24 protein-coding genes are annotated in these 24,832 nt (G+C 70.7%); 11 read left to right on the top strand and 13 right to left on the bottom strand.

Annotation, left to right across the window (positions count from 1 at the left end):
- Positions 1–96: 96 nt before the first annotated feature.
- The 5 genes from ACIRA5_RS03400 to ACIRA5_RS03380 form a co-directional block, all read right to left on the bottom strand.
- Positions 97–3,618: a putative Ig domain-containing protein gene (locus tag ACIRA5_RS03400; RefSeq protein ID WP_403686692.1), complete on the bottom strand. Its 3,522-nt coding sequence runs from the start codon at positions 3,616–3,618 to the stop codon at positions 97–99.
- Between the two features lie 940 nt (positions 3,619–4,558).
- Positions 4,559–5,005, bottom strand: coding sequence for a transposase (locus ACIRA5_RS03395; RefSeq protein WP_403686689.1), 447 nt, complete (start codon positions 5,003–5,005; stop codon positions 4,559–4,561).
- 35 nt (positions 5,006–5,040) lie between these two features.
- Positions 5,041–5,598, bottom strand: coding sequence for a hypothetical protein (locus ACIRA5_RS03390; RefSeq protein ID WP_403686688.1), 558 nt, complete (start codon positions 5,596–5,598; stop codon positions 5,041–5,043).
- 466 nt (positions 5,599–6,064) lie between these two features.
- Positions 6,065–6,439, bottom strand: coding sequence for a tyrosine-type recombinase/integrase (locus ACIRA5_RS03385; protein WP_403686686.1), 375 nt, complete (start codon positions 6,437–6,439; stop codon positions 6,065–6,067).
- Positions 6,440–6,536: 97 nt separating this feature from the next.
- A complete protein-coding gene (locus ACIRA5_RS03380; protein WP_403686683.1) occupies positions 6,537–6,683 on the bottom strand; it encodes a hypothetical protein in 147 nt (48 codons plus the stop codon).
- A 909-nt stretch (positions 6,684–7,592) separates the two neighbouring features.
- On the opposite strand from ACIRA5_RS03380, the gene dhaK reads away from it, so the two are divergent.
- The 3 genes from dhaK to ACIRA5_RS03365 all read left to right on the top strand — a co-directional run bounded on the left by dhaK (position 7,593) and on the right by ACIRA5_RS03365 (position 9,671).
- Positions 7,593–8,585, top strand: coding sequence for a dihydroxyacetone kinase subunit DhaK (gene dhaK / locus ACIRA5_RS03375; protein WP_403686681.1), 993 nt, complete (start codon positions 7,593–7,595; stop codon positions 8,583–8,585).
- Positions 8,586–8,653: 68 nt separating this feature from the next.
- Positions 8,654–9,253, top strand: a complete 600-nt coding sequence (gene dhaL, locus ACIRA5_RS03370; RefSeq protein WP_403686679.1) for a dihydroxyacetone kinase subunit DhaL — start codon at positions 8,654–8,656, stop codon at positions 9,251–9,253.
- Positions 9,246–9,671, top strand: coding sequence for a PTS-dependent dihydroxyacetone kinase phosphotransferase subunit DhaM (locus ACIRA5_RS03365; protein ID WP_403686677.1), 426 nt, complete (start codon positions 9,246–9,248; stop codon positions 9,669–9,671). The genes dhaL and ACIRA5_RS03365 overlap by 8 nt, the downstream gene beginning before the upstream one ends.
- Before the next feature lie 146 nt (positions 9,672–9,817).
- Here ACIRA5_RS03365 and ACIRA5_RS03360 read toward each other — a convergent pair whose 3' ends face one another.
- Positions 9,818–10,483: a TetR/AcrR family transcriptional regulator gene (locus tag ACIRA5_RS03360; protein ID WP_403686675.1), complete on the bottom strand. Its 666-nt coding sequence runs from the start codon at positions 10,481–10,483 to the stop codon at positions 9,818–9,820.
- Between the two features lie 165 nt (positions 10,484–10,648).
- Here ACIRA5_RS03360 and ACIRA5_RS03355 point away from each other — a divergent pair, with 165 nt between their 5' ends.
- Positions 10,649–11,413: an SDR family NAD(P)-dependent oxidoreductase gene (locus ACIRA5_RS03355; protein WP_403686674.1), complete on the top strand. Its 765-nt coding sequence runs from the start codon at positions 10,649–10,651 to the stop codon at positions 11,411–11,413.
- 38 nt (positions 11,414–11,451) lie between these two features.
- On the opposite strand, the gene ACIRA5_RS03350 is transcribed toward ACIRA5_RS03355, so the two are convergent.
- Entirely contained in the window at positions 11,452–12,147 is a 696-nt protein-coding gene (locus tag ACIRA5_RS03350; RefSeq protein ID WP_403686673.1) for a glycoside hydrolase family 75 protein, read from the bottom strand.
- 446 nt (positions 12,148–12,593) lie between these two features.
- Between ACIRA5_RS03350 and ACIRA5_RS03345 the strand changes: the two genes are divergently transcribed.
- The 3 genes from ACIRA5_RS03345 to ACIRA5_RS03335 all read left to right on the top strand — a co-directional run bounded on the left by ACIRA5_RS03345 (position 12,594) and on the right by ACIRA5_RS03335 (position 15,390).
- Positions 12,594–13,598 carry a fibronectin type III domain-containing protein gene (locus ACIRA5_RS03345; RefSeq protein ID WP_403686671.1) on the top strand — a complete coding sequence of 335 codons (1,005 nt, stop codon included), beginning with the start codon at positions 12,594–12,596 and terminating at the stop codon, positions 13,596–13,598.
- Between the two features lie 21 nt (positions 13,599–13,619).
- Positions 13,620–14,552, top strand: coding sequence for a LysR family transcriptional regulator (locus ACIRA5_RS03340; protein WP_403686668.1), 933 nt, complete (start codon positions 13,620–13,622; stop codon positions 14,550–14,552).
- A 271-nt stretch (positions 14,553–14,823) separates the two neighbouring features.
- Positions 14,824–15,390: a hypothetical protein gene (locus ACIRA5_RS03335; protein ID WP_403686666.1), complete on the top strand. Its 567-nt coding sequence runs from the start codon at positions 14,824–14,826 to the stop codon at positions 15,388–15,390.
- 88 nt (positions 15,391–15,478) lie between these two features.
- Here ACIRA5_RS03335 and ACIRA5_RS03330 read toward each other — a convergent pair whose 3' ends face one another.
- The 3 genes from ACIRA5_RS03330 to ACIRA5_RS03320 all read right to left on the bottom strand — a co-directional run bounded on the left by ACIRA5_RS03330 (position 15,479) and on the right by ACIRA5_RS03320 (position 19,086).
- Positions 15,479–16,021 carry a PadR family transcriptional regulator gene (locus ACIRA5_RS03330; RefSeq protein WP_403686664.1) on the bottom strand — a complete coding sequence of 181 codons (543 nt, stop codon included), beginning with the start codon at positions 16,019–16,021 and terminating at the stop codon, positions 15,479–15,481.
- Between the two features lie 65 nt (positions 16,022–16,086).
- On the bottom strand, positions 16,087–18,102 hold the full coding sequence (locus ACIRA5_RS03325; protein WP_403686663.1) for an FAD-dependent oxidoreductase: 2,016 nt from the start codon (positions 18,100–18,102) through the stop codon (positions 16,087–16,089).
- 198 nt (positions 18,103–18,300) lie between these two features.
- Positions 18,301–19,086 carry a putative protein N(5)-glutamine methyltransferase gene (locus tag ACIRA5_RS03320; protein WP_403686662.1) on the bottom strand — a complete coding sequence of 262 codons (786 nt, stop codon included), beginning with the start codon at positions 19,084–19,086 and terminating at the stop codon, positions 18,301–18,303.
- 238 nt (positions 19,087–19,324) lie between these two features.
- Here ACIRA5_RS03320 and ACIRA5_RS03315 point away from each other — a divergent pair, with 238 nt between their 5' ends.
- Positions 19,325–19,807, top strand: coding sequence for a MarR family winged helix-turn-helix transcriptional regulator (locus tag ACIRA5_RS03315; protein WP_403686660.1), 483 nt, complete (start codon positions 19,325–19,327; stop codon positions 19,805–19,807).
- 30 nt (positions 19,808–19,837) lie between these two features.
- On the opposite strand, the gene ACIRA5_RS03310 is transcribed toward ACIRA5_RS03315, so the two are convergent.
- Together ACIRA5_RS03310 and ACIRA5_RS03305 are read right to left on the bottom strand one after the other, a co-directional pair.
- A complete protein-coding gene (locus ACIRA5_RS03310; RefSeq protein ID WP_403686658.1) occupies positions 19,838–20,590 on the bottom strand; it encodes a GNAT family N-acetyltransferase in 753 nt (250 codons plus the stop codon).
- Positions 20,587–21,507, bottom strand: coding sequence for an NADP-dependent oxidoreductase (locus ACIRA5_RS03305; protein ID WP_403686656.1), 921 nt, complete (start codon positions 21,505–21,507; stop codon positions 20,587–20,589). The genes ACIRA5_RS03310 and ACIRA5_RS03305 overlap by 4 nt, the downstream gene beginning before the upstream one ends.
- A gap of 223 nt (positions 21,508–21,730) precedes the next feature.
- On the opposite strand from ACIRA5_RS03305, the gene ACIRA5_RS03300 reads away from it, so the two are divergent.
- Together ACIRA5_RS03300 and ACIRA5_RS03295 are read left to right on the top strand one after the other, a co-directional pair.
- Positions 21,731–22,336, top strand: coding sequence for a sulfite oxidase-like oxidoreductase (locus ACIRA5_RS03300; RefSeq protein WP_403686653.1), 606 nt, complete (start codon positions 21,731–21,733; stop codon positions 22,334–22,336).
- Between the two features lie 4 nt (positions 22,337–22,340).
- A complete protein-coding gene (locus tag ACIRA5_RS03295; protein WP_403686651.1) occupies positions 22,341–23,096 on the top strand; it encodes a ferredoxin reductase in 756 nt (251 codons plus the stop codon).
- A gap of 24 nt (positions 23,097–23,120) precedes the next feature.
- Here the strand turns inward: ACIRA5_RS03295 and ACIRA5_RS03290 are convergent, their stop codons facing one another.
- The gene (locus ACIRA5_RS03290) at positions 23,121–23,936 is read right to left on the bottom strand and encodes a universal stress protein (protein WP_403686649.1); all 816 of its coding nucleotides are present in this window, start codon (positions 23,934–23,936) and stop codon (positions 23,121–23,123) included.
- Between the two features lie 242 nt (positions 23,937–24,178).
- On the opposite strand from ACIRA5_RS03290, the gene ACIRA5_RS03285 reads away from it, so the two are divergent.
- On the top strand, positions 24,179–24,763 hold the full coding sequence (locus ACIRA5_RS03285) for a hypothetical protein (RefSeq protein WP_403686646.1): 585 nt from the start codon (positions 24,179–24,181) through the stop codon (positions 24,761–24,763).
- Positions 24,764–24,832: the final 69 nt, after the last annotated feature.

Below are 24,832 nucleotides of genomic sequence, written 5' to 3'. Positions count from 1 at the left end.
GCGTGTGGGTGGGCGGGGGGGGGGGGGCGGGGGGGCCGGGGGGGGGGGGGGGCCCCGGGGGGGGGGGGGGGGCCCCCCCCCCTCCCCGCTTCTCTGTCAGTCGGGCAGCTGGTCGAACTGCAGTAGTTGGACCTCGGCGACATCGGTGTTGCCACCGTGGTCGTCAAGAACCCGCAGCATCGGGATCGACTGACGCTTCGACGGCGTGAAGGTGTACCACTGCTGGTCGCTGGTCACGCCCGAGATGGTCAGGACCGTCTGCCAGGTGGCCCCGCCGTCCGTCGACGACTGGAGAACCGTCCCGTTGGCCCGACTCGCGTACCCCGAACGTGGGTGGACCCGGACGGCGTCGAACGTCAACGCCGATCCGTCCGTGGGTACGACCGTCACCCAGCCGTTGGAGGTGGTGGTGTCGGTGGAGGTGGTGATGTCGCCGTCGAACATCCGCCATCCGTTGGCGGCCGTGGTGCCCGTGCCCGGCCACTGCGGCGTGGACGCGTCGACCCAGGCCTGCTTGATCCCGGCGACCTTCACATGGGTGTTCCACAGCTGGAGCGAGGACCCGTCGGTGGTCTGGAAGACCGTCGCCCCGGTACGGCCGTCGGCCGTGGTGTACTCGGCGGTGAACCGGAGCGCACGCCCGTAGTCCACGTCGTCCGGCAGCACCGCGGTGGCCTGCCAGTGCTGGCTGTCGGTGCTCGTGACCTTCGCGGCGACGCCTTCGATGGTGGCGTCGACCTTGTCCAGCGGTTGCGTGGCCACCAGGTCCAGCGTCACCGTGTCACCGTTGACGGCCTGGCCGGCCACGGCGTCGTCGGACGAGAGCTTCACCGACGACAGCGCCTGCACCGTCTCGATCCGGGTGCCATGGATGCGGACCTCACCGAACGACGACAGGCCCGGGTAGGCCGGGTCGTTGGGCACGCCCGGGTCGTCGACCTGGACCTTGAAGAACCTGAACGACTGATCCTTGACCTCGGAGCGGACCGGAATCGTCTCCATCGCATAGTTCTGGGCGGTCGTGTCGGTCGTCTCGTGCGCGGTCAGGAGCGTCCAGCTCTGCCCGTCGTTCGAACCGTAGACGTTCGCGCCCATGGAACGGTTGGCGAACATGTAGCGCGCCTGAAGGCCGAAGGCACTGGCCTGCACCCGGAACCCGGCTCCGAAGTCCAGTGTGAACGGGGCCGTCAGGTCGCCGGTGGTCGTGTTGTAGTCGCCGTCGACCAGGTTCCGCAGCGTGTCGGGGGTCAACGAGGACGTGGCCAGCGAGGGGTAGTTCAGGCTGCCGTCGTCCGCGACCAGCGGGCTCAGCAGTTGGAGGCCGGCGACGGCCTTCTGGAGCTGGACCAGGGAGGCGAGGAAGTCGGCGTCGGTCGCGGCCGGGATCGCGGCCTTGGCTGCGTCCGAGGCGGTCTGGAAGGCGGTCAGGGACGCGGAGGTGTACTTCTGTCCCGCGTCGTAGCCGGCCTGGGCCTTGGTGTAGGCGGAGGCGCGGTCCTGCGCCACGTCGACCCTGACCTTGAGCACGGTGTCGACCGTGCCGTTGCTCGCCACCACGAGCAGGTCGTGGACCCCGGCCTGGCTCTTGGACGGCGTCCAGCTGAGTTCGCCCGTCGCCGGGTCGAGCCGCGCCCCGGACGGCAGGCCGTCGCCCTCGTACGTCACCGTGTCCGCACTGTTGGAATCCGTGGCGGCGAGGGAGGTGCTCAGGGCCGCGCCCTGGACACCGAGGACGGTGGTCGCATCGCCCTGCGGGAAGGCGAGCTTGGAGAGCTGCGTCCCGGCGAGCACGTTGACGTAGTCGATGTCGACGGGCGAGTGGGACTTACCGATGATCTCGTAGTAAGCGATGTTGTCGCCGGACCGGCTGACCGGTGCGGCGCTGTAACTCATGTCGTAGGTGACATTGCGCCACTGACCATGGGTATTCGGCAGGGTCATGGTGTGGAAGGGCGCCGTCGTCTGGTCCTTGGCGATCTCCAGGGTCGACGTCGCCGAGGTGCGGATCATCAGCGCGACCGGGCTGTACTTCGTGCGGTCCGAATATTCCAGGTCGTGCACGGCGAGGAGACTGCCCTTGGCCGAGGGCTTCACCCTCGCGAAGATACGGTCCCCCTCAGTCTTGATCTTGGTATGGCTGTCGAAGGCGACGCTCTTGGTCTCGACCTGGACGTTCGCGTCGACGGCGACCCGCGGTACCTGGCCCGCGAGCTTCGAGGGGAAGGCCAGCCAGTACTCCGGGCCGGTGTCGACACCGCCCCAGAAGTTCGTCAGGGTCCCGCCCCGGTAGAACAGGGGACCGTTCGCCTCCCGGTGCGCCAGGGCGAGATACGGCGCCTCTTTCTCGACGTCGACCTTCTCCTGGTACGTGTAGATGTCATACAGCTCGCTGATCGACGAAAGGACGGCGAGCCGGCCTCGATAGCCGCCGGCGATCATGCCGGGGCCGCCGGAGAGGTCGACCCACGGGGTCTGGTAGCCCAGCATGTACCGGGCGTAGGCATTGGCGCCCGCGAGGAGACGGTCGTCGAGGAACCGGAACGGGCTCACGGCGTTCTTCGCGGCGGAGGGCGTTCCCTTGACCGGGTCCACCTTGGTGCCCTGCGTCGAGACGATGCGGGCAAGGCCGGCGAGGGTGTCGACGTCACCTCCGGCGTGGGCCTGGTCCCGGCCCATCTCCTGGTGCTGGACGAACGAGTACCCGTAGGGGTTCAGCGGGTTCTTCTTGTCCACCTTCTTGAAGATCCCGGCGATGGCGCCATTGATGTCCTGCTTGGTCGACGTCGCGTTCACGGTGAACCACTCGACGCCCTCCGAGTAGCGGGCGCGGTTGTCCGTGAAGATGTAGCCCGCCAGCGCTCCGACCAGCGGGTAACTGTGCTGGTTGAAGTAGTTGGTGTTCTTGTACAGGAAGGTCGCCGTCATCGGCGTGATCAGGTTCTTGGTGAGGTTCGCGGTATCCGCGTCGGTCCACGCGAGGTTGTAGTCCGTGTACTTGTCGTTGTAGCTGGTGTACCTGAGGAGTTCCGCGGCGGACAGCAGCCGGTACAGCGGGACGCCCGTGTGGATCTGGGAGTCCGCGTAGTAGGCGTACTTGTCCGGATTCATGTGGCTCCAGATCCGGATGATCTTCATGGCGTTGGCCCGGTACACGTCGTCGCCGGTGATGTAGTACAGAATCGCCTGCGTGTACGCGCCCATGGAGTCATCGATGAGCTTGGACTCCGTGCCGACGTTGGTGAAGGCATCGGTTCCGGGCTGGTCGAGGACGGTACTCCCGTTCTTCGACGTCAAGGTCTTCGAGGAGTAGCTCGTCTTGAGCATCGCGTCGAAGTAGCTCTTCCACGGTTCGACGCCCGCCCGGACCTGGCGCCTGGCGTTGGTGAAATCAGAGGCCGTCAGGCCGATCCCGGGGTGGGAGAAGCCCGCGCTGCTGGTCTCGCTGTTGATGGTGACGAGCGTGTCGGTCATCAGTCCGCTGTCGTCACCCGCGGAAGCGGCGGCCGACTGGCCGACGGTCGCGGCGACGGCGGGCGTGGCGAACGCGGTGACGAGCGGAACGAACGCCGCCAGTAGGGCCGTTACGAGAACGACCGCCCAACTTCTTCGTGGACGCATGGCTGTGTCTTCTCCTTGCGCTAGCGGTGCGGGGGGCGGGGGCAGGGCTTCGTGGCTTCGGCGCGGACTCCCGAACACCGGTGACCCTGCGGGGGGTGTCAGGAAGCAGCGCTCGGGACCGGTCCTGTGATGCCTTTGGCGAGGTCGGGCGCCAGGTGCTCAGGCAACCGCGCGGACACCATCTGTGGCGCCGGGAGCGCCGAGGTGCTCTGTGACCCGTAGGCGGTGGTGTCACGGACGTCGCGCGGTCCGCTCCGCTCACGCCCGATCGCGTCGGCCGTGGCGTACTGCTGCTCGTTGCGCAAAGCCTTCGGCCGGTAGATGTCGGCACGCCCCGGCTCCGGGGCGGAGGCCTAGCGGGAGATGTCGTCCGAGCGAGCGTGGACGGGGCTGCCGTCGACGTCGGTGAACTGCGTTCCGTTGAGGCTGAATCCCACTATGGCCACCTCCAGGCAGAAAACGTTGTCTACACACCTTGCTGGTCGCCACCCTGTGACGTCAAGGCATCGAACAGACATGAAAAGGCAACGTGAACCAGCAATTAGTGGACTGTGAGGCGACAGACCGGTCATGAGGCCAACTCCCAGGAAGCGCGGCTACCACTGAGATTCAGCCCATGAGAGGCAACGATTTCCATCAGCCTCCGCGCTGAGCAGCACGGGATAGGGCACCCTGTCCCGGCGGTCCTCGCTCGAAGGGAATTCCCACGCGTACGGCGCGCCGTCCGGGACCGAGGCCCGCGGTTCGCGATCACCACGGGCGCCGTGCCGTTGAATCCGGGAGGAGGGTCGCGTACTGCCGGTCGGTCAACGGCTGAGGTCGGCCGGGCGACGGCGACAGCCCCACGGTCTGGGTGGCCCAGCCGGCGAGCGAGCGTCTGAGCGTCCTCGCCGATCCCCGCCGCCTAACTGCCGGGTTCAACTTCCAGGTGAACCTGCCGCTACTGGCGGCCACGGGGTTCCACACGGAGGCCGGTTCCGCCGGTACGGCAGTCGGCTCGCCACTCGCCGCGCCGACCACCACCCTGCGCCGGGGACGGCCGGCATAGCGGACGGTCCTCTGTGCAGCAACCGCCATTGCCGCGCTGCTGACAGTCGCGCAGGCCGGTGACCCGGCTGCCCGGATCCCGTCCCCGGCCCGGGCCCGGGCCCGGGCCCGTAGTCTTCTTGAGGGCCTTGAGCTGGGCGGATTCCTCAGTCGTAGTCCCGGTCCGGGCACCGGCGTCGACCTCGGCCTGACGCACCCAGTTCCGCAGGGACTCCGGCCTGATGTCGAGCTTCGCTCCGATCGAGCGGATCGCCGCGGACTCCGTCTTGTACTGATCACGAGTCTCCAGGACCAGGCGCACGGCCCGCTCCTTGAGCTCCTTCGGGTATTGCTTCGCCATAAAGGACTCGATCCTTCCAAAAGATCGAGCCTCGATCAAACCCGGAACGGTTCATCAGCAGTTGCACTCAGAGTGAGCGGCACATGCTCGCGGAGGTTCAACGACCAGTATTCGACCGCCTTGGTGACGTACTCCGTCAGCGCAGCGCTGCCCACCGCGAGGTCAGGCTGCTCCTGAGGTACAGGGGCGCGGCAGAACAGGCGACGGGTGGCTTCGCCGAAGAACCGTTCGACCAACTCCGGACGGGGGTTGAGCAGGTCGGACAACTGCTTCTGCCCCCACAGCTCAATGGCCAGGTCGGGGTACTTCCCACGCAGCGAGTGCAGTTCGGCGTCGACCGCCGTATCTTCGACCGGAGCTGTGGTGACCACGACCATGCGTTCAGCTGCGAACGGCCTTCGCCCCTGGGCATAGTGGTGTATTGCGGCACGAAGGTGAGCAGCAGTGAAGGTTCTATAGCGTTTAGCTTGATAGACAGTAGGGGCCGCATCAGCGAAGAAGGCCACTACATCGATGCCCTGCTGGTTTTGCCCTCGGCGACCGGACAAGCGGGCTTCCTTCGCCAGCGCGACCACTAGGTGCTCAACTGTCACCCATCCCAGGTCGTATGTGTTCAATAGCAGGGGCGCAGTAACCGTCAATGGAGTTGGAAGAGGCATCGGTGAATGGCCGGGTACGCTGCCTCCTCCGCGTCCGTCTGCGCCCGTCTCAAGTCGGCTCATAGTCCCCCGTCTTCGCACTCATCCGCGTTCCATCATCCCCGCGGAGAGGCGCACCGCCAAGATCCGTTGCGCACCCCGGATCTCCCGAACTGGATGATCTCGTACACCAATCACCCTCGCTCGGGGAAGGCTTCAGTTGACCGCGCCGTTGGCGGCGCCGCCTGATCCGCCAGCCAGCCGTCAGGCTCTGCACGAACTGCTCCTAGTAGATGTCTCTCGCCCGTCCCTGGCCGTTCGACAGCAAAGGCCGCTGGGCGCTGCCCTACGGAGGGCGCAGGGCAGCCTGAGCGCCCATACGCCTCCGTCCCGTCCCATGAGGGACAGGGCGGAGTGGGTTTTACGCGGCGACGGTGAGCCGGGATTCGAGGCGTTCCCAGACTCCGAGGACTGCCTTGTGGGCACCCGGCTGGAGGTGGGCGTAGCGCTGGGTGGTCTGGAAGCTCTCGTGGCCGAGGAGGTGCTGGACCTCGTAGAGCGAGACTCCTTTCTGGACCAGCCACGAGGCGCAGGTGTGACGCATGGAGTGGGGCGGGTAGTGCGGGACGAGCTGCTGCTCGCCGTCGATGTCGAAGTAGTGGGCGCCCTCGACGGCCGGCCACCAGATCTGGCGGCGCCAGTTGCCGTCGTCGAGGAGGCGGCCGGACCGGCCCTTGGCGAGGGTGGTGAACACCACGGCGTCCCGCTCCAGTCGGTGGACGTCGGCAGGACGCACTTCCTGGTGCAGCGCTCGGAGTACTACCCCTACGGTTCACCCTCGCATCGGCGGGAAGCGCGCGAGATCAGGAACAGGTAGAGGCGTTGCTCCCGGATCACTCCCGCAGATGCGGGGGTATTCCGCTCGCCACCAGCACCCAGCAGGGTCCGCGGGTGTCGTTCCCGCCAGCGCGGGGTGTTCCGATGGCGGTGCGGCCCTCGTCGTCGTCCGTGGCACCGTCCCTGCCGTGAGCCAGCGTCATCCGGAGATCATGGAGAGGCAGGCAAAATGGGTGGCAGCGGCTACCGACGGCTTCCGCCTCACCCCTCGGCAGCAACCGCCTGTGATCATCGAACCCGCCGGAGCAGCTTCTCTAGCACGCCCCACCAACCACGTGCGGGGACCATTCTCTGGGGAGAATCTGGGGAGTACGAGCGGCGCTGGGGCGCGCGTGGGGAGAATCGACTGCGTAACCGGGCACGAGCGTGAAAGGCCCAGAAAGACGGATCAGCCCAGGCCAGAGAGGTTCCCAGCAACATCACCGCAGGTCAGCGCCACCAGGTAGACGACTTCAAGAAGATCTCTTCGCGCATTCCTCGGACGAAACCGCTCTCCATAAGCATCCCGCGTAACCGACCAGCGACTCATACTGCAACGCAGGATCGACAGCAACTGCGGTCTCCCGGTTGAAGAATGATCTCTTGCACTTAGTCCCCGTCCGAATCGGCTCCAGCCCACTACGCAGGAGCCAGCGCAAGGGTTAGTTTGTTCTTCACGGAATGCACCACCGCTGGGCACGGCGCGACATCCCAGTGCCCAGTTCGGAAGGCCAGCCAGTGACTGATACTGAAGTGGATGTGCCGCGCTTCCCAGGCACTCGGGAAAGCTGGCGAAACCGTCTGCGAGACCACCTGCACCCGTTGGCGTCCGCACACGTGACCCGCCCTCCGTCAGTATCGATACTGCCGAGAGGAGCCTCCGGGAACCGATACTGCGCCCGCCCACCTCCCCTGACGCCCCGTCACTAAAGTCAGCATTCAGTCAGCATCAGTACCGCCAGGACCCGCTTTGAACCACCAAGGATCGCCAAGATCGTTAACTGGCTCGTCCCAGCCTGACCTGCAAAGATAGAGGTCAGGGACTCATCTGCTAGTCTCACCAGGAGGTACCCGTGAGGATGCTCATCAACGTGGCGGAGACGGTGGTCGCGGACGCGCTGCGGGGTATGGCGGCCGCGCATCCCGAGCTGACGGTGGATGTGGACAACCGGGTGATCGTACGGCGGGACGTCCCGGTGCCCGGCAGGGTGGGACTCGTCTCCGGCGGCGGGTCGGGGCATGAACCGCTGCACGGTGGATTCGTGGGCCCCGGGATGTTGTCGGCGGCCTGTCCGGGCGAGGTCTTCACGTCACCGGTGCCGGACCAGATGCTGCGCGCGGCGGCGGCCGTGAACAGCGGCGCGGGCGTGCTGTTCATCGTGAAGAACTACACGGGGGACGTGCTCAACTTCGACATGGCGGCCGAGCTCGCCGAGGAGGAGGGCATCCGGGTGGCGAAGGTCCTCGTCAATGACGACGTCGCCGTCACCGACAGTCTGTACACCGCCGGACGGCGCGGCACCGGCGCGACCCTGTTCGTGGAGAAGATCGCGGGCGCCGCGGCCGAGGAGGCCGCCCCGCTGGAGCGGGTGCAGGCGCTGGCCCGGCAGGTGAACGAGAACTCCCGCAGCTTCGGCGTCGCACTGAGCGCCTGCAGCACGCCGGCCAAGGGCAGCCCCACCTTCGACCTCCCGCCGGGGGAGCTGGAGCTCGGCGTCGGCATCCACGGCGAGCCGGGCCGGGAGCGGCGCGCGATGATGACCTCGCACGAGATCGCCGACTTCTCGGTCAACGCGATCCTGGAGGACCTGAACCCGCGCAATCCCGTCCTGCTGCTGGTCAACGGCATGGGTGCGACGCCGCTCCTGGAGCTGTACGGGTTCTACGCGGAGGTGAACCGGGTGCTCACCGAGCGCGGGGTGCCCGTGGCGCGCACGCTGGTCGGGAACTACGTCACCTCGCTGGACATGGCGGGCGCCTCGGTGACGCTGTGCCAGGTGGACGAGGAGCTGCTGCGGCTGTGGGACGCGCCGGTGAAGACGCCCGCGTTGCGCTGGGGCGTGTGAACCCCGGCGGCATCAGCATGATGCCGCCCTCCCGCCCGGTCAACGTTCGTACCACGCAAGGAGATTCTGTGCTCGACGCCGAGTTCTTCCGCCGTTGGATGACGGCGACCGCCGCGTCCGTGGACCGCGAGGCGGAGCGGCTCACCGCTCTGGACTCGCCGATCGGCGACGCCGACCACGGCAGCAATCTGCAGCGCGGGTTCACCGCCGTGGTGGTCGCGCTGGAGAAGGAGGCGCCGGACACCCCCGGCGCCGTTCTCACCCTCGCCGGACGCCGGCTGATCTCCACGGTCGGCGGCGCGTCGGGGCCTCTGTACGGCACCCTGCTCCGGAGTACGGGCAAGGCCCTGGGGGACACCGCGGAGGTCACCGAGGAACAGTTCACGGACGCGTTGCGCGCGGGAGTGGACGCGGTGATGGCGCTGGGCGGAGCCGCGCCCGGCGACAAGACCATGATCGACGCGCTGGTGCCCGCGGTGGACGCGCTCGCCGAGTCCTTCGCCGCGGCGAAGACGGCCGCCGAGGAGGGCGCCGTCGCGACGACACCACTCCAGGCCCGCAAGGGCCGGGCCAGCTATCTGGGCGAGCGCAGCATCGGGCACCAGGATCCGGGTGCCACGTCCTCGTCCCTGCTGGTCGGCGCGCTCGTGGAGGCCCGCGATGAGTGAATCCCCGGGCAGCGCGAACCAGTTCGTCGGCATCGTGCTGGTCTCCCACAGCGCCGCCGTCGCCGCCTCGGTCGCCGAGCTGGCGACGGGACTCGCGGGCGGCGACACGACCGCTCCCGTCGCCGCCGCCGGCGGAACGGTGGACGGCGGTCTCGGCACCAGCGCCGAACTGATCTCCGCGGCGGCCGCCTCAGTGGACCGCGGCGCCGGAGTCGCCGTGCTCACCGACCTGGGCAGCGCCGTCCTCACCGTGAAGGCCCTGCTGGCGGAGGGGGACGAGCTCCCCGACAACAGCCGCCTGGTGGACGCACCCTTCGTCGAGGGCGCGGTGGCCGCGGTCGTCACGGCCTCGACCGGAGCCGACCTCGCGGCCGTCGAGGCGGCGGCCGCGGAGGCGTACACCTACCGGAAGGCGTGAGAGCAGGGGCTGGAGCGTGTGAGTGCGGGGGCCGGACGGTGTGATTGCGGGGCCGGGGAGCGCTGGGCCGGGAGGTCTGAGCGCTGGGGCACGAAGGCCTCGTCGGCCAGGCGTCGACCGCGGTCGACCGGCGCCCGGCCCAGCCCTCAGGCGAGCCCTTCCGCGACGATGGCGAGGGCCGAGCGCACGGTCGACACCAGTTCGGCCTGCGCCACCGCGGGGTCGGGCTGCTCCTCGTCCGTGCGCCACGCATAGTGCTCGACCGCCGTGCGCAGGGCGCTGTTGAGCATGGCGGCCTGGATCTCCGAGCGCAGGTCGACGGCGGGCAGGCCGGCCCGGTCGGCGAGGGCGCGGGCGAAGGCAGGCTCGGCCTCGTCGTGCGCCTGGAGCCAGACGGCGCGCAGGCCCGGCTCGGTCCGGGTCAGTCTCATCAGCGCCCGGATCCTGGGGAGGTGCGGTCGAGGCATCGAGGGGTCGCCGGTCGTGACCGCCCGTTCCAGGGCGTCCTCGAGCGGCCGGCCAGGGCGCCATTCCCGCAGGGAGGCGGCTACCGCGTCGATCCCGGCCGCGAACAGCGGGCTCACGCAGCTTTCCTTGCTCGGAAAGTAACGCCACACGGTCCGCGCGGAGACCCCGACCGCCTGCCCGATCTGCTCCCCGGTGGTCGCGGCCACCCCATGGGCGACGAACAGTTCTACCGCGGCGCGGGCGATCTCCAGCCGGATCTCGGCCTTGCGCCGCTCGGTCAGCGGCGGCCGGCCCGTACGGCCGCGGCCCCGGCCGGGGGGTTCCGTGATCGCGCCGTCCGGCACTGGCGACTCCCTCGACTCGACGACGGGCGGCTGCCGCCCGGGGCTGCCGCGATTCTAACGATCTCGAAAACGGCTCCAGACTTTATGTCATTGAGAGACACTAAGTCGTACTGTGTGGCGCACGACGACCTCGTCGCACCACGCACGCACTTCTGGGAGCACGTCATGAGCACCACTGGACTGGCCGGCCGCAGCGTCATCGTCACCGGAGCGGGCTCCGGAATCGGGCGGGCCACCGCCCTGGCCTTCGCAGCGGAGGGCGCCCGGGTCCTGGTGGCCGACCTCAACGTCGAGGGCGCCGAGAAGGTCGTCGAGGAGATAACGGCGGCCGGCGGCACCGCCGTGGCCGTGACGGGCGACCTGAGCGAGCAGGCCGTGGTCGACCGGGTGACCGCGACCGCCGTGGAGCAGTTCGGCGGGGTGGACGTGCTGGTCAACAACGCCGGCATCATGGACCGCATGTCGGCGGCCGGTGAGGTCGGCGACGCGGAGTGGGAGCGGGTCATACGGGTCAACCTCACCGCCCCCTTCCTGCTCACCCGGGCGGTGCTCCCGCACATGCTGGAGGCGGGCAAGGGCGCCATCGTGAACACCGCCTCCGAGGCGAGCCTGCGCGGCAGCGCTGCGGGCGCCGCGTACACCGCCTCGAAGCACGGCATCGCGGGCCTCACCAAGTCCCTCGCCGTGACGTATCGCAACAAGGGCATCCGGGCCAACGCCATCGCCCCCGGCGGCACGAAGACCGCCATCACCGTGGACGCCGACCGCGAGGCCCTCGGCCCGCAGGTCCTCGCCTCGTACATGGGCAATGTGGGCACCGCGGCCGAGGCCGAGGAGCAGGCCGCCGCCATCCTGTTCCTCGCCTCCGACGCGGCGAGCAACATCAACGGCGCGATTCTGCCCGTCGACAACGGCTGGTCGGCGGTCTGACGCCCTCGAGCACCTGAAGGAACCGCCCTCGCGGCCGCTCAGCCGCCGCGCACGAACTCCCGGGCCAGTCGCTCACCCGCCGCCGCGGCTGCCGCGTGATCCTCGATGGGCGACACCCGGGAGTTCTTGAAGGCGATGTAGGTGACCCCGGAACTCGTTCCGCCACCGTGCGGGTCGGGGCGGATACCGAGCGCCTTGGCGGTGGCGTACGAGGCCTCGCCGATGATGTCGCGCGGTCCGATGTCGCCGACCACCGCGTACTGGACCCGGTCCTGGTAGATCACCGCGACCACCGAGCCGCCTCGGATGCCGTAGGCGCGGTGGTCCCAGATGCCACTGGGTGCGGGCACCACGACGTACGGGAGGGTTTCGGAGCTCAGATACCGCCCGTCGGACTGCTGGTACGCGGTGGTCCCGGAGAAGAGCGCGTCGGTCCGCCCGTTGCACACGAGCCCGGAGCGGCCGTCGCAGTCGATATCCATGTCCGCCTTCCAGAACACCGCGCTCCGCGTGCCGCAGACGGGAATCTCGGCGCGGCTGCCGTCGTCGGAGCGATAGCGCCCCTTCGAGACGGGCACGCAGTCACGGACCTTGGCGAGCAGGTCGGCGGCGCGCACACTCCCCTCCCGCCCCTCCCGCACCACCACGGGCGGGCTCGGACGGGCGGCGGGAAACGGGACGGGAGCGAGCAGGGCCACGCTGGCCGCGGCCAGTGTCAGCGACTGAACACGCACGATAAAAGACCCCCTCCTGGTGGACGTTTACGGTCATTCGGCACAATTTGGCGTGTTTCTGACGGTGCGTCCACCGCGAAGGGGCCGGACGGCGCACAGCGGGCCTGACGGGTGCACGGCGAGTGCACGGCGAGCGCACGGCGAATGCGCGGGTACACGGCGGATGCGGCCGGTGCACGGCGTATGCAGCGAGTGCATTGCGGCCGAGAGCCCGAGCCGTGGTGGACCCGGGCTTCTCGACCGCCCTCGCCGGCGCGGCATCAGCGACGACAGCGGTCCGCGCCGTGGGCACGAACTCCCCTGCCGAGAGGGTGAGTTCACACCGCGTCAGGCATCAGCATACGTAGCCCGAGGACGGTCCGACGAACGGCCACCGCCCCCTTGATGTGACCGCGCCAGCCGTGTCTTATAGGTACAGACCAATCCCCTCGAGGGAAGGCAGGCCGGTGCGACGCGTTTCCCTTGGGTTGATCTGCGGCTCGCTGCTCGTCCTCACCGCGTGCGCAGGAGGTGCGGGAGCCGACGCCGGGGGCGAGCGGCTGCCCCCGGCCCCGATGGGGGTCACCGCGACGGCGGGCAGCGCGACCAGCGTGCACGTCATGTGGAACCGCGTCTCCGGGGACGTGAAGGTCACCGGTTACGAGGTGTACCGCGGCACCACACGGGTCGAGCGGGTCCCCGGCGACGAACACATGGTGGACGTCACCCGACTGGCCCCGGCCACGAAGTACGTCTTCACGGTCCGCGCCCTGAACACCGACGGGAACCCCGGACCCCCCAGCGAGCCCGTGCGCGCCACTACACCGGTCGCGGCCGCCGCCGACCGCACGCCCCCGACCCGCCCCGGGCGCCCGCACGGCAAGGCCGTCGGGAGCCGGGCGGCCCAACTGGAGTGGTCGGCGTCGACGGACACCCGGGGCGTGGTCTCGTACGACGTCTACCAGGGCGGCTCGAAGATCCACAGCGTGGGCGGCGGACAGACGGCGACCGTCGTCACCGGGCTGAGACCCGGCACCGCGTACGCCTTCACCGTGCGAGCCCGCGACGCGGCGGACAACCTCTCCCCCGCGAGCGCCGTCGTCCGGCTCAGCACCGCGCCGGGCGCGGACGACGGCCGCGGCACCGCGCCGACCGGGTTCCGCGCGACGTCCCACCGCACGGACGGGGCGTACTACCTTGACCTCTCCTGGCTGCCGCCGCGCACGGACGGGGTGATCACCGAGTACCGGATCGACCTGGACGGCCGACAGGCGACCTCACTCGTCTGGGGCGGCACGCCGCCCAGCGGCAGGGCCACCTACAGCTTCTACGTGGGACGGGAGGCCGGGATCGCGTACCGGGTGCGGATCAGCGCGAAGCTGCCGGACGGCACCTGGGGCGGGTTCTCGGCGGAGCGGACGGTGACGACGGGCGCTGCCACGGGTGGGAACGCCGGCAGCGCCCCGAAATAGGCGAACCGTAGGCTCACCCCTGTGCCCCATAGCGAACCCGATGCCTCGACGGCTCCCCTGGACATCTCCCTGCTGCGCACCTTCCTCGCCGTGCACCGCGCGGGGTCGTTCACGGCGGCCGCGCGGCTGCTCGGTCTGTCCCAGCCGACGGTGACGACGCAGATGCGTTCACTGGAGGAGCAACTGGGACGGGAGCTGTTCGAACGGCAGCCACGGGGCGTGGTGCCCACGTCGGTGGCGGACGAACTCGCCGCGGAGGTCGCCGCGCCCCTGGACGCGCTCGTGGCGGTCGCGGACCGCCGCGGCGCCGGCGCCGACCAGCCGCCGGACCCGGTGCACCTGGCGGGCCCGGCCGAGCTGCTGTGCACGCGCGTCCTGCCCGCGCTGGCGCCGCTGACCGCACAGGGCGTACGTCTGCGCGTCACTCCGGGCCTCACCGACGAACTGCTGGACGGACTGCGCGGCGGCCGTTTCGACCTGGTCATCGCCACGACCCGGCCGCGCGGTCGCACCCTGACCGCCGCGGCGCTGATGGACGAGGAGTTCGTGCTCGTCGCCGCCCCGTCGTGGGCCGAGCGCATCGACCCGGCCCGCGTGGCGACCGAGGGGCCCGCCGCGCTGCACGGGGCACCCCTGGTGACGTACGCCGAAGATCTACCCATCGCCCGGCGTTACTGGCGGCACGTGTTCGGCGTACGGCTGACCGGCCAGGCGTCGATCACGGTGCCCGACCTGCGAGGCGTACTGGCCGCGGTGGTCGCGGGCGCCGGGATCACCGTGCTCCCGCGCTATCTGTGCCTCGACGCGCTGGCCTCCGGTGCCCTGGTGCCCCTGCTGTCCCCCGAGGAACCGCCCATCAACACCGGGTACCTCACTCAGCGGCCGGGCGCGTCGGACAACCCGCATGTGGCGGTTGTCCGAGAGCGGCTGCTTCAGGTGGGCCGCACGTGGTGATGACGGAGAGCAGGTAGCAGGCAGCAGCTGACGGATGACAGATGACAGATGACAGATGTCGTTATCCGTCAGCTGCCGTCCGCGCGGAGAGCATCACCGGCGAATCGCGCGGATTCATCCGCCGGACGAACGAATTCGTCACCTGCTCGGTCTCCGTCCACGTGCGCCCCGAGCCGGAGGCGCATTGGCTCTCCCTGAGGCAGCACGGGCCTTTCCAATCCTCGGCGGCGCATGGGATGTACCGCCAACCGTGCCGCTGGAGGGCAGTCCTATGCGTACTTCTCAGATATTCCTTCGCTCCGGCCTGACCGTGGCCGCCGTCGCTGCGCTTCCGCTCACCCTGACCGCTCCGTCGGCCGCTGCCTTCGGTTCGGGGATCTCGGTGAGCACCAGCGGGTCCAGCGTCTCGGTCACCACCAATTCCTGCCCGAGCAAAGGCAGCAGTTTCGGCAGCGCCTCGCTGCTCGCCAATGGGCAGGTGAACTTCTCCCAAGGCCGCCAGATGCCGTTGTCCGGAACGAGCACGACTCAGTCGGCGGTCTGGTCCAACGTCAGCGCCGGCACCTATACCGTCATTGTGGTCTGCCAGGACGGGACGACGGCCGGTACGCAGTCCGTCGTCGTCTCGACCAGCGCGGTCCCCAAGGTCACCAAGACCCCGAGGATCTCCTTGCCCACCTTGCCCTCCTCGCCGTCACGCGGCGTGCTGGGCGGTCTCGGCGGGGCCACCAAGGACTACAGGACCGCCACGTTGGTGGGCGGCGGTGCGCTGGTGGCGTCGGGCGTCGTGGCAACGGCCTGGTACCTGCGCCGCCGGGCCAAGCCCCACCGGCTCTGATCCCGGGGTCCGTCGCACCGGTGGCCGTCCGTCCGGCTCCGGTGACTCCGGTCCGTTGGACGGCCGACTCCGGTCGAGAGGACGGCCCCTACTGCTTGTCGAGGTGCTCGAACTCCTCCAGCGCATGCGTCAGCCACCGGGTCCAGAAGGTCTCCAGGTCGATCCCGGCCCGCAGCACCAGATGCCGCAGCCGGTCCTGGGGAGCGTCCTTGCCGGGCGGGAAGTCGCGCTTCTGGATCTCCTCGTACTCAGCCAACTGCCTTTGGTGCAGGTCGAGATGACGGCGCAGGTCCGTCGCGATGCCCGCGGTGCCGACGACGGCCGAGGCGCGCAGCCGCAGCAGCATCGTGTCCCGCATGGGCTTCGGGTCCTGGGTCGCGGAGGTCCAGCGGGCCAGTTCGTCGCGGCCCGCCGGCAGCACCTCGTAGCTCTTCTTCTGTCCTCGGGCCGGCTGCTGGGACGGCAGGGCGCGGATGTAGCCCTCGGACTCCAGTCTTCCCAGCTCGCGATAGATCTGCTGATGCGTCGCCGACCAGAAGTAGCCGATCGACTTGTCGAACCTCCGGGTCAGTTCGAGGCCCGACGACGGCTTCTCGAGCAGGGCGGTGAGGATCGCGTGCGGGAGTGACATGGGGTCATCCTAGGGACGCCGGCCCGAGGCCCCGGGCGCGACCGCCCCGGCCGCGGCGCGGCCGGTCACAGCGCCGCCGCCAGCTCCGTACCCTGCTTGATGGCGCGCTTGGCGTCCAGTTCGGCGGCCACGTCGGCACCGCCGATGAGGTGCACGCTGCGCCCCGCCGCGGACAGTTCCTCGTACAGGTCGCGGCGCGGGTCCTGGCCGGTGCACAGCACGACGGTGTCGACCTCCAGGACCTGACGGTGGCCCTCGACGGTGACGTGCAGTCCGGCGTCGTCGATCCGGTCGTACTGGACGCCCGGGACCATGGTGACCCCCCGGTGCTTGAGCTCGGTGCGGTGGATCCAGCCGGTGGTCTTGCCGAGTCCGGCGCCGACCTTGGAGGCCTTGCGCTGGAGGAGGTGGACCGTGCGCGGCGGGGCGGGGCGCTCGGGTGCGGCGAGGCCGCCGGGTGCCTGGTAGTCCATGTCGACGCCCCAGTGGCGGAAGTACGTCGCCGGGTCCTCGCTCGCCTTGTCGCCGCCGTCGGTCAGGTACTCGGCGACGTCGAAGCCGATGCCGCCGGCGCCGAGGATCGCGACCCGGTCGCCGACGGGGGCGCCGTCACGCAGGACGTCGAGGTAGCCGAGGACGCTGGGGTGGTCGACGCCGGGGATCTCGGGGGTGCGCGGGCTGACGCCGGTGGCGACCACGACCTCGTCGTAGGCGGAGACGTCCTCGGCGGCGACGCGGGTGTTCAACCGGACGTCCACGCCGTGCAGTTGGAGCTGGGTGCGGAAGTAGCGGATCGTCTCGTCGAACTCCTGCTTGCCGGGGACCTTGCGGGCCACGTTGAGCTGGCCGCCGATCTCGCTCGCGGCGTCGTAGAGGGTGACGTCGTGGCCGCGTTCGGCCGCGGAGACCGCGCAGGCCAGGCCGGCGGGCCCGGCGCCGACGACGGCGACGCGCTTGCGCAGCCGGGTCGGTGCGAGGACGAGCTCCGTCTCGTGGCAGGCGCGCGGGTTGACCAGGCAGGAGGTGATCTTCCCGCTGAAGGTGTGGTCGAGGCAGGCCTGGTTGCAGCCGATGCAGGTGTTGATGGCCTCCGGCCGCCCGGCCGCCGCCTTGGCCACGAAGTCGGGGTCGGCGAGCATCGGCCGGGCCAGCGACACCATGTCGGCGTGGCCGTCGGCGAGCAACTGCTCGGCGAGTTCAGGGGTGTTGATGCGGTTGGTGGTCACCAGGGGGATGGAGACCGTGCCCATGACCTTCTTGGTCACCCAGGTGTAGGCGCCGCGTGGCACGGAGGTCGCGATGGTGGGGATACGGGCCTCGTGCCAGCCGATGCCGGTGTTGATGATCGTCGCTCCGGCCGCCTCGACGGCCCGGGCCAGCGTGATCACCTCGTCCAGGGTGGAGCCGCCCGGCACCAGGTCCAGCATGGAGAGCCGGTAGATGATGATGAAGTTCTCGCCGACGGCCTCGCGCACGCGCCGCACGATCTCGACGGGGAAGCGCATGCGGTTCTCGTACGAGCCGCCCCAGCTGTCCTCGCGCTTGTTGGTCTGCGCGGCGATGAACTCGTTGATCAGATAGCCCTCGGAGCCCATGATCTCGACGCCGTCGTACCCGGCCCGCTGTGCGAGCTCGGCGGCGCGGGCGTAGTCGTCGATGGTCCGCTCGACCTCGGCGTCGGTGAGCGCGTGCGGCGAAAAGAGGCTGATCGGGGCCTGCAGGGCGCTCGGGGCGACCAGGTCCTGGTGGTAGGCGTAGCGCCCGAAGTGCAGGATCTGCATCGCGATCTTCCCGCCTTCGCGGTGCACCGCGGCGGTGATCTCGGTGTGCTGCTCGGCCTCCGCCTCGGTGGTCAGCTTCGCGCCGCCCTCGTACGGCCGTCCCGCGTCGTTGGGCGCGATGCCGCCGGTGACGATGAGACCGACGCCGCCGCGGGCCCGGGTCGCGTAGAACTCCGCCATGCGCTCGAAGCCTCGCTCGGCCTCCTCCAGGCCCACGTGCATGGAGCCCATGAGCACGCGGTTGGGCAGCGTGGTGAAGCCCAGGTCGAGCGGGTTCATCAGGTGCGGGTAACGGCTCATCGGGCCCTCCGTGGCGGTGTCGTGTGTCTGTTGTAGACGACGGACAGCGCCTTATGCAACTAGTTGCACAATGGCGGAGGTCACTCGCCGAGGGCCGACCCCGCTCCGTGGCGACGACCGACCCCGCTCCGCGGCAACGGGCAGGCCTGCTCCGTGGCGACGGGCGGGCCCCGGCGTTCACCGAGCTCGCCTCGCAGGTCAGGCCGCCCGCGGCGGCCTGGTGCCGATCACCACGTTCGCGTACAGCTCGTCGGAGACGGCCAGCGTGGCGGTCAGACCGCCGCGGGCGAAGGCCTCGACGGCCGCGGGGGCCTGGCGCTCGCTGGTCTCGACCAGGAGGCAGCCGCCCGGGGCCAGCCAGCGGGGTGCCTCGGCGGTGACGCGGCGCAGGACGTCGAGGCCGTCCGCGCCGCCGTCGAGGGCGACGAGCGGTTCGTGGTCGCGGGCTTCCGGCGGCAGCAGGCCGACCTCGTGCGTGGGGACGTACGGCACGTTGGCGGTGAGGACGTCGACCCGGCCGCGCAGGGCGTCGGGCAGGGCCTCGAACAGGTCGCCCTGGTGGACGTGCCCGCCGAAGGGTGCGACGTTGCGGCGCGCGCAGCGCACGGCGGCCGGGTCGATGTCCGCGGCGTGCAGTTCGGGCCCGCCGAGGGCGGCGGCCAGTGCGGCACCCACCGCGCCGGAGCCGCAGCACAGGTCCACGACGAGGGCGGCGCCGCGCGCGCGAGCCACGGCCTGGTCGACGAGGAACTCCGTGCGGCGGCGGGGTACGAAGACGCCCGGCTCGACGACGACGCGCAGGCTGTGGAACCGGGCCCAGCCGAGGACGTGTTCGAGGGGAAGTCCCGAGACGCGCCGGTCCACCATGGCGGTGACCTCGTCCGGGGTGCGAGCGGTGGAGAGGATCAACTCCGCCTCGTCCTCGGCGAAGACACAGCCCGCGGAACGGAGCGCGGCGACAACGGAATCGGAAAGAGGGGGCATGAGAGCCGAGAAGCCTTTCGGTGAGCCGAAGGGCGCTCTCGCGGTCACCTACAGGCGGCGATCCGCAGGGTCCTGAGGTGAGAGCACCCGACCTGACACAGCGGTAATGGGTCTCACCTCCTCGGCAACTCCCGGGCTGGGGTGGTCCGCAGCCAGGACGGTCACCTTACAGGAAGGGCCGGACGGCGGGGGAGGTGCTCCCCCGCCTCGCGCCGGTCGCGGTCCGCCAAGTTGTACTATGCAACTAGAGGAAGGAGCTCCCGTGAATGCAGCCGATGCGTCCGTCGAGACCATCCAGCACGAGATGACGGCCTTCGCCCGCCGCGCCCGGGCGTCGGCGGGGCGTATGCATCCGGAGCTGTCGCTGGTCTCGTACACCCTGCTGGGTCATCTGGAGGAGAGCGACGGCTGTCGTGCCACCGACCTCGCCGCGCACTACGCCCTGGACAAGTCCACGGTGAGCCGACAGGTGGCGGCGCTGGAGCGGGCCGGGCTCATCGAACGCCGAGTCGACCCCGAGGACCACCGGGTACAGGTGCTCCAGCTGACGGAGGCGGGCACCCGCATCCTCGCCCAGGTCACCGAGAGCCGACGGATCGCGTTCCGTGAGCGGCTCGCGGACTGGCCGGCGGCGGACCTGGAGCGGTTCGCCGCCTACCTGGTGCGGTACAACACCGCGGCGGCCGGGCAACCGCTCGCCGCGCAGGCCTCCGGGAGCTGAGGCTTCACCACCGGAGGCCTTCGGGAGCCGTCAACGGACCCCCACGGCCTGGCCGTCCGTCAGGTGCTCCGGAACCCGTGCCGCCATGAACCGCGTGCTGCGGCGCAGCGTGAAGCCCAGGGACTCGTAGAGCCGGATGGCGTTGGTGTTGCTCGCGGCGGTGTGCAGGAACGGGGTCTCGCCGCGTTCGCGGATGCCGTGCGCCACAGCCAGGATCAGGCGGGTGGCGAGTCCCTCGCCGCGGACGTCCGGGTCGGTGCAGACCGCGCTGATCTCGGTCCAGCCCGGCGGGTGCAGCCGCTCGCCCGCCATGGCGATCAGCACGCCGCCGCGCCGGATGCCGAGATAGGTGCCGAGTTCGACGGTGCGTGGCAGAAAGGGGCCGGGCCTGGTGCGCTCCACGAGGTCCAGCATCTCGGGTACGTCGGCGGGGCCGAGCCGCACCGCCTCGGCGTCCGGCGCCGCGGCGAGTCCGTCGTCGACGAGCTGGACACCGTCCAGGCTGAAGGTCACCTCCCAGCCTTCCGGCGTCGGCCCGTTGAAGCCGGCCAGCGGGGCCTCGCCGCCGGGGCCGACGAGGGCCGCGAGGTCCGCCCAGTCGTCGTCGGTCGGGTCGTCGGGCAGGGCCAGCCACGGCGACACGTCGACGGGATAGCGCAGGACGTGTCCCCGGCGTTCGGCGAAGTGCGCGTGCGGGCCGGTCAGCGAGGCGAGGGCCGGGTTGTCCAGCGGGTGCGTGGCGTCGGCCGGCGGACGGGGGCTCGTGATGCGACGGTCACTCATCGGGCGACCTCGATCACGATCTTGCCGCGGGCGTGGCCGTCCTCGACGGTGCGCAGCGCCTCGGCGGCCCGGTCGAGGGGGAAGGTCCCCGTCACGAAGGGCCTCAGCCGGCCGTCGGCCACCAGGCGCGCCACCTCGTCGAGGACGGCGGCGGTGCGGGCGCGTACGACGGGTCCTCCCCCGAGCCGGGCGACGGTCTCCCGGTCGGCTCCGGTGATCAGCTTCGTACGGTCGTCCAGCAAGGTCGCCGCGGCTTCCAGCACCTCGCCCCCGACCAGGTCGAAGACGGCGTCCACCCCGTCCGGCGCGGCGGCCCGCACCCGCTCGGCCAGATCCGGGCCCGACGGGACATGCACGGCCCCGAGCTCCTCGACGAAGTCCTTCTTGCCCTCGCTCGCGACGCCCACCACGGTGAGTCCGAAGGCGCGCGCGATCTGCGTGGCCGCGACACCGACGCCACCGCCCGCACCGGTGATCAGCACGGTCGCGCCGGAGGGCAGGCCGAGCTGGTGGATCCCGTCGTACGCGGTCGCCGCGGCGACGGGCAGGGCCGCCGCGTCCGTGAAGGAGAGGTCGGCGGGTTTGTGTGCGGCGGTCGCGGCCGGCAGCAGGGTGTACTCGGCGTATCCGCCGGCCACCGGGTTGCCGAAGACCTCGTCCCCCACGGTGAAACCGGTCACGTCGGGACCGAGCTCCTCGACGACGCCCGCGACCTCGTTGCCGAGGACGGCGGGGAGCTCGCGTGCCCCGGAGCCGGGACGGGCGAATCCCGTCCGCTGCTTCCAGTCGACGGGGTTCACGCCCGCCGCGCGGACCGCCACGAGTACCTGGCCGGGGCTCGGGCTCGGCCGGTCCTGTTCCACCAGGGCCTCGGTCTCCGGTCCGCCGTACCGGGTGAAGACGTACGCCTTGGGCATGTGCTTCCTCGCTCTCCTCGTGCCGCACCGCGGGCGGCACTATCGGCAAGGAAGATCACGGCGCGGCTATTCCCGGGCCCCGGGAGTGTTCATACGGCCGCAATGATCGGGATCCCGCCCCGGCGCGGAGCACGGCCCGCGGCCACGTACGGTTGGTTGCGTAAGCACCGATCACGCTCGATCCGCGGGCCGCCGTACCCGACGGCCTGGAGGCACCACCGCCATGAACGTCACCCGAGCCTTCACCGGGCGCCCCCGCGTCGACAACGCCGGACTGCCGCCCGGCCAGTACGACGCGGGCGACGACTGGCCCGTCCTGTCCGCCGAGGTCACCCCCGACCTGGCAGCCGCCGACTGGACCTTCCGGGTCGACGGGCTGGTGGCCGAGCCGCGTACCTGGAGCTGGGAGCAGGCGCACGCGCTGCCCGCCTCGGCGTACGAGGGCGACATCCACTGCGTGACGAGCTGGTCGAAGTTCGGGGTGCGCTTCGGGGGTGTCTCCCTGGACGCGTTCCTGGACACCGTGCGCCCGGACGCGTCCGCCAGCCACGTGGTCGCCTACTCGCACACCGGGTACACCGCGAACCTCCCGCTCGCCGACATCACCGGCGGTCGTGCCTGGATCGCCTGGGAGTACGAGGGGAAGCCGCTGCCCGCCGAACACGGCGGCCCGGCGCGGCTGATCGTCCCGCACCTGTACTTCTGGAAGAGCGCCAAGTGGATCGCGGGCCTCAGGCTCCTCGACCACGACGAGCCGGGCTTCTGGGAGCAGAACGGCTACCACGCACGCGGCAACCCCTGGGAAGAACAGCGCTACTGCGGTGACTGAGACGATGACCGACACGTTCGTACCGCCCACCCGGTTCGCCGTGCCCGGACGGATCGCGGTGAGCAACCGGGCCGCCGCCACCTGGCAGACCGCCACGCTCACCGAGATCCGCCGCGAGACGCCGGGCGCCGCCACCTTCCGGTTCGCGGTGCCGGAGTGGACGGGGCATCTGCCCGGACAGCACCTGATGCTGCGGCTGACCGCCGAGGACGGGTACGTGGCGCAGCGTCACTACTCCCTCGCGTCGCCGCCCGACGACACCGGGCACATCGAGCTCACCCTCGACCGCGTCGAGGGCGGCGAGGTCTCCGGCTGGTTCCACACGGTGGCGAAGCCCGGTGACTCGGTCGAGGTGCGCGGTCCGCTCAGCGGGTTCTTCGCCTGGCCCGGCGACCGGCCCGCGCTGCTCGTCGGCGCGGGCTCCGGTGTCGTACCGCTGATGTCGATGCTGCGCCACCACCGGGCCCGCGCCCTGGACGTGCCGCTGCGGCTGCTCGTCTCCGCGCGTGGCCCCGAAGAGCTCATCTACGCGCGGGAGTACGGCGCCGAGACCACGCCCGTCTTCACGCGCACCGCCCCCGAGGGGGTGGCCGTGGGACGGCTCGCGGCGGCGCATCTGGCGCCACTGCTGGCCGAGCGGCCGCCCGGTGGCTGGGAGGCCTATGTGTGCGGCTCCAACGGGTTCGCGGAGCACGCCTCGCGGCTGCTGGTGGAGGCCGGGCAGCCCGTGGACCGCATTCGTATCGAACGCTTCGGCTGAGACGTCCTCACTCGTCGAACCCGGTCAGTCGTACGAAACGACCGCCACCGGGCAGCCGGCGTGCCGGATCAGCGACCGCGCGGCGCGGCCCGGACCCCGGCCCGTGCGGCGCCCGACGACCAGCAGACCGGCTCGCGCGGACGCTTCCAGCAGACGGGGGCCGGGATCGCCGTCGACGCGGTGTTCGCGGACCGTGGTTGTGGGGAACCTGTGGCGCCACGGCCGCAGGGTGCTGGTGGGCAGGGTCCACGGGTGCACCACGTGCAGCGGCGCCGAGCGCACGGCGGCCGTGTCGAAGGCGTAGCCGATCAGGTCGTCGGCCGAGGCGTCCGGATCGAGTCCGAGGACGACCGGCAGGTAGGGCGCCGTACTCGGCGGTGAGCCGTCGACGACGGGCACCCGTTCGTCCTCGGGGAGTTCGCCCGCGCGCACCAGGACGACCGGGCGGTCGGCGCGGGCCGCGACGCCGAGGGCGACCGAGCCGACCGGGAACCCCGCGCTCCCCGTACGGCCGCGCGAGCCGAGGACCAGCGCCTCCGCCTCGACGGCCGCGGCGAGCAGCGCCGGGACCGCCGGTGTCGCGGTGCGGCGGGCGATGATGTCCAAGGCCGGGTGGGCGTAGGAGAGTTCGATGGCGGCCCGGTCGAGTGCGGCGCGGGTGCGCCCGGCGGGGACGTCGATGCCGAAGACGCCGCCTGAAACGGCCGGTTCGGTTCCCGCGTGCAGCAGCCGCAGGGGGAGTCGGCGACGCTGCGCCTCGCGGGCGGCCCAGTCGGCCGCGTCCAGGCTGGGCCGCGAGCCGTCGATGCCCACGGTGATCGTCCGTGTGCCGGTGCTCATGGCTTCCGCCTTCCCACCGGGTGCGACCGCGGGCAACTGCCCTTCGTTCGGGGGTTGGTTACGCGCCAGTGTGCGTCGAGTGCTGCTGGATGGGCACAGGTCATGGTGGCTCCTGTTCGCTGCGCGGAGTGGTTCGCGGGTTCCACAGGAGGCGCGGATCAGTCACGCCGGGTGAGCCGAATCGTCCCGGTGCGGGGTCCGTTCGGCCCTCCGCGGGCGGGACCTGGAGGCGAGGAGTGAAGATGCGTACCCGGGTACGCGGTTGGCGCTGGCGCCGCAATCCGCTGCGCCGCCGCTCGGACGTCGTCGAGGCGTGGACGGTACTGGCCGTGGCCGTGCTGTTGTTCGTCGGTGCGCCGCTGGCCGGAGCCGCTGTGGGGTGGTGGCGGTACGACAGCGCGCAGGCACGGGCGGCGACGCAGCGGGCCGAGCGGCAGCGGGTGAGCGCCGTACTCGTCGAGACCGCGCCCGCGGCGGTGCCCTCGCCGCAGGGTGCCAGGCTGCCCACGTTCCGGGTGAAGGTGCGCTGGACCGAGCCGGGCAAGGGGCCCAGGACCGGTGAGGCCCTGGTCCCCGCGGGCGGGCAGCCCGGCGACCGCGTCGCCGTCTGGCTCGATGCGCGCGGCCGGACCGTCGGTCCGCCGGTGAGCACGGGCGCGGTCTGGCAACACGCTCTGACGACGGGCGTGTCGACCGCCGCGGGGGTCGTGGCCGTCGTACTCGCCTGGCACTTCGCCGTACGGCGGATCGCCGCGCGTCGCCGGCTGGCCGAGTGGGAGCGGGAGTGGGCGCGTACGGGGCCCAAGTGGCGACGGCACACGGCTTGATGACGGGGGTACCACCCGTCTTGGCAGCGCGGGGTGCCACCCGTCCCGCGTCTTTTTCGCGCACCCCGT

The sequence above is a fragment of the Streptomyces sp. NPDC096311 genome, from assembly GCF_044763085.1.
In the GTDB taxonomy this organism is placed as follows: Bacteria; Actinomycetota; Actinomycetes; order Streptomycetales; family Streptomycetaceae; genus Streptomyces.
Note: the sequence above shows the minus strand (reverse complement) of the source record. Positions and strands in the feature narration are given on the sequence as shown.

Coding starts and splice junctions, on each gene's coding strand:
- ACIRA5_RS03285 (WP_403686646.1), top strand. CDS start 24,179: ATGCGTACCCGGGTACGCGGTTGGCGCTGGCGCCGCAATCCGCTGCGC.
- ACIRA5_RS03305 (WP_403686656.1), bottom strand. CDS start 21,507: ATGCCCAAGGCGTACGTCTTCACCCGGTACGGCGGACCGGAGACCGAG.
- ACIRA5_RS03320 (WP_403686662.1), bottom strand. CDS start 19,086: ATGCCCCCTCTTTCCGATTCCGTTGTCGCCGCGCTCCGTTCCGCGGGC.
- ACIRA5_RS03300 (WP_403686653.1), top strand. CDS start 21,731: ATGAACGTCACCCGAGCCTTCACCGGGCGCCCCCGCGTCGACAACGCC.
- ACIRA5_RS03335 (WP_403686666.1), top strand. CDS start 14,824: ATGCGTACTTCTCAGATATTCCTTCGCTCCGGCCTGACCGTGGCCGCC.
- ACIRA5_RS03330 (WP_403686664.1), bottom strand. CDS start 16,021: ATGTCACTCCCGCACGCGATCCTCACCGCCCTGCTCGAGAAGCCGTCG.
- ACIRA5_RS03295 (WP_403686651.1), top strand. CDS start 22,341: ATGACCGACACGTTCGTACCGCCCACCCGGTTCGCCGTGCCCGGACGG.
- ACIRA5_RS03380 (WP_403686683.1), bottom strand. CDS start 6,683: ATGACGCTGGCTCACGGCAGGGACGGTGCCACGGACGACGACGAGGGC.
- ACIRA5_RS03310 (WP_403686658.1), bottom strand. CDS start 20,590: ATGAGTGACCGTCGCATCACGAGCCCCCGTCCGCCGGCCGACGCCACG.
- ACIRA5_RS03325 (WP_403686663.1), bottom strand. CDS start 18,102: ATGAGCCGTTACCCGCACCTGATGAACCCGCTCGACCTGGGCTTCACC.
- ACIRA5_RS03315 (WP_403686660.1), top strand. CDS start 19,325: ATGCAACTAGAGGAAGGAGCTCCCGTGAATGCAGCCGATGCGTCCGTC.
- ACIRA5_RS03395 (WP_403686689.1), bottom strand. CDS start 5,005: ATGGCGAAGCAATACCCGAAGGAGCTCAAGGAGCGGGCCGTGCGCCTG.
- ACIRA5_RS03400 (WP_403686692.1), bottom strand. CDS start 3,618: ATGCGTCCACGAAGAAGTTGGGCGGTCGTTCTCGTAACGGCCCTACTG.
- ACIRA5_RS03355 (WP_403686674.1), top strand. CDS start 10,649: ATGAGCACCACTGGACTGGCCGGCCGCAGCGTCATCGTCACCGGAGCG.
- ACIRA5_RS03365 (WP_403686677.1), top strand. CDS start 9,246: ATGAGTGAATCCCCGGGCAGCGCGAACCAGTTCGTCGGCATCGTGCTG.
- ACIRA5_RS03290 (WP_403686649.1), bottom strand. CDS start 23,936: ATGAGCACCGGCACACGGACGATCACCGTGGGCATCGACGGCTCGCGG.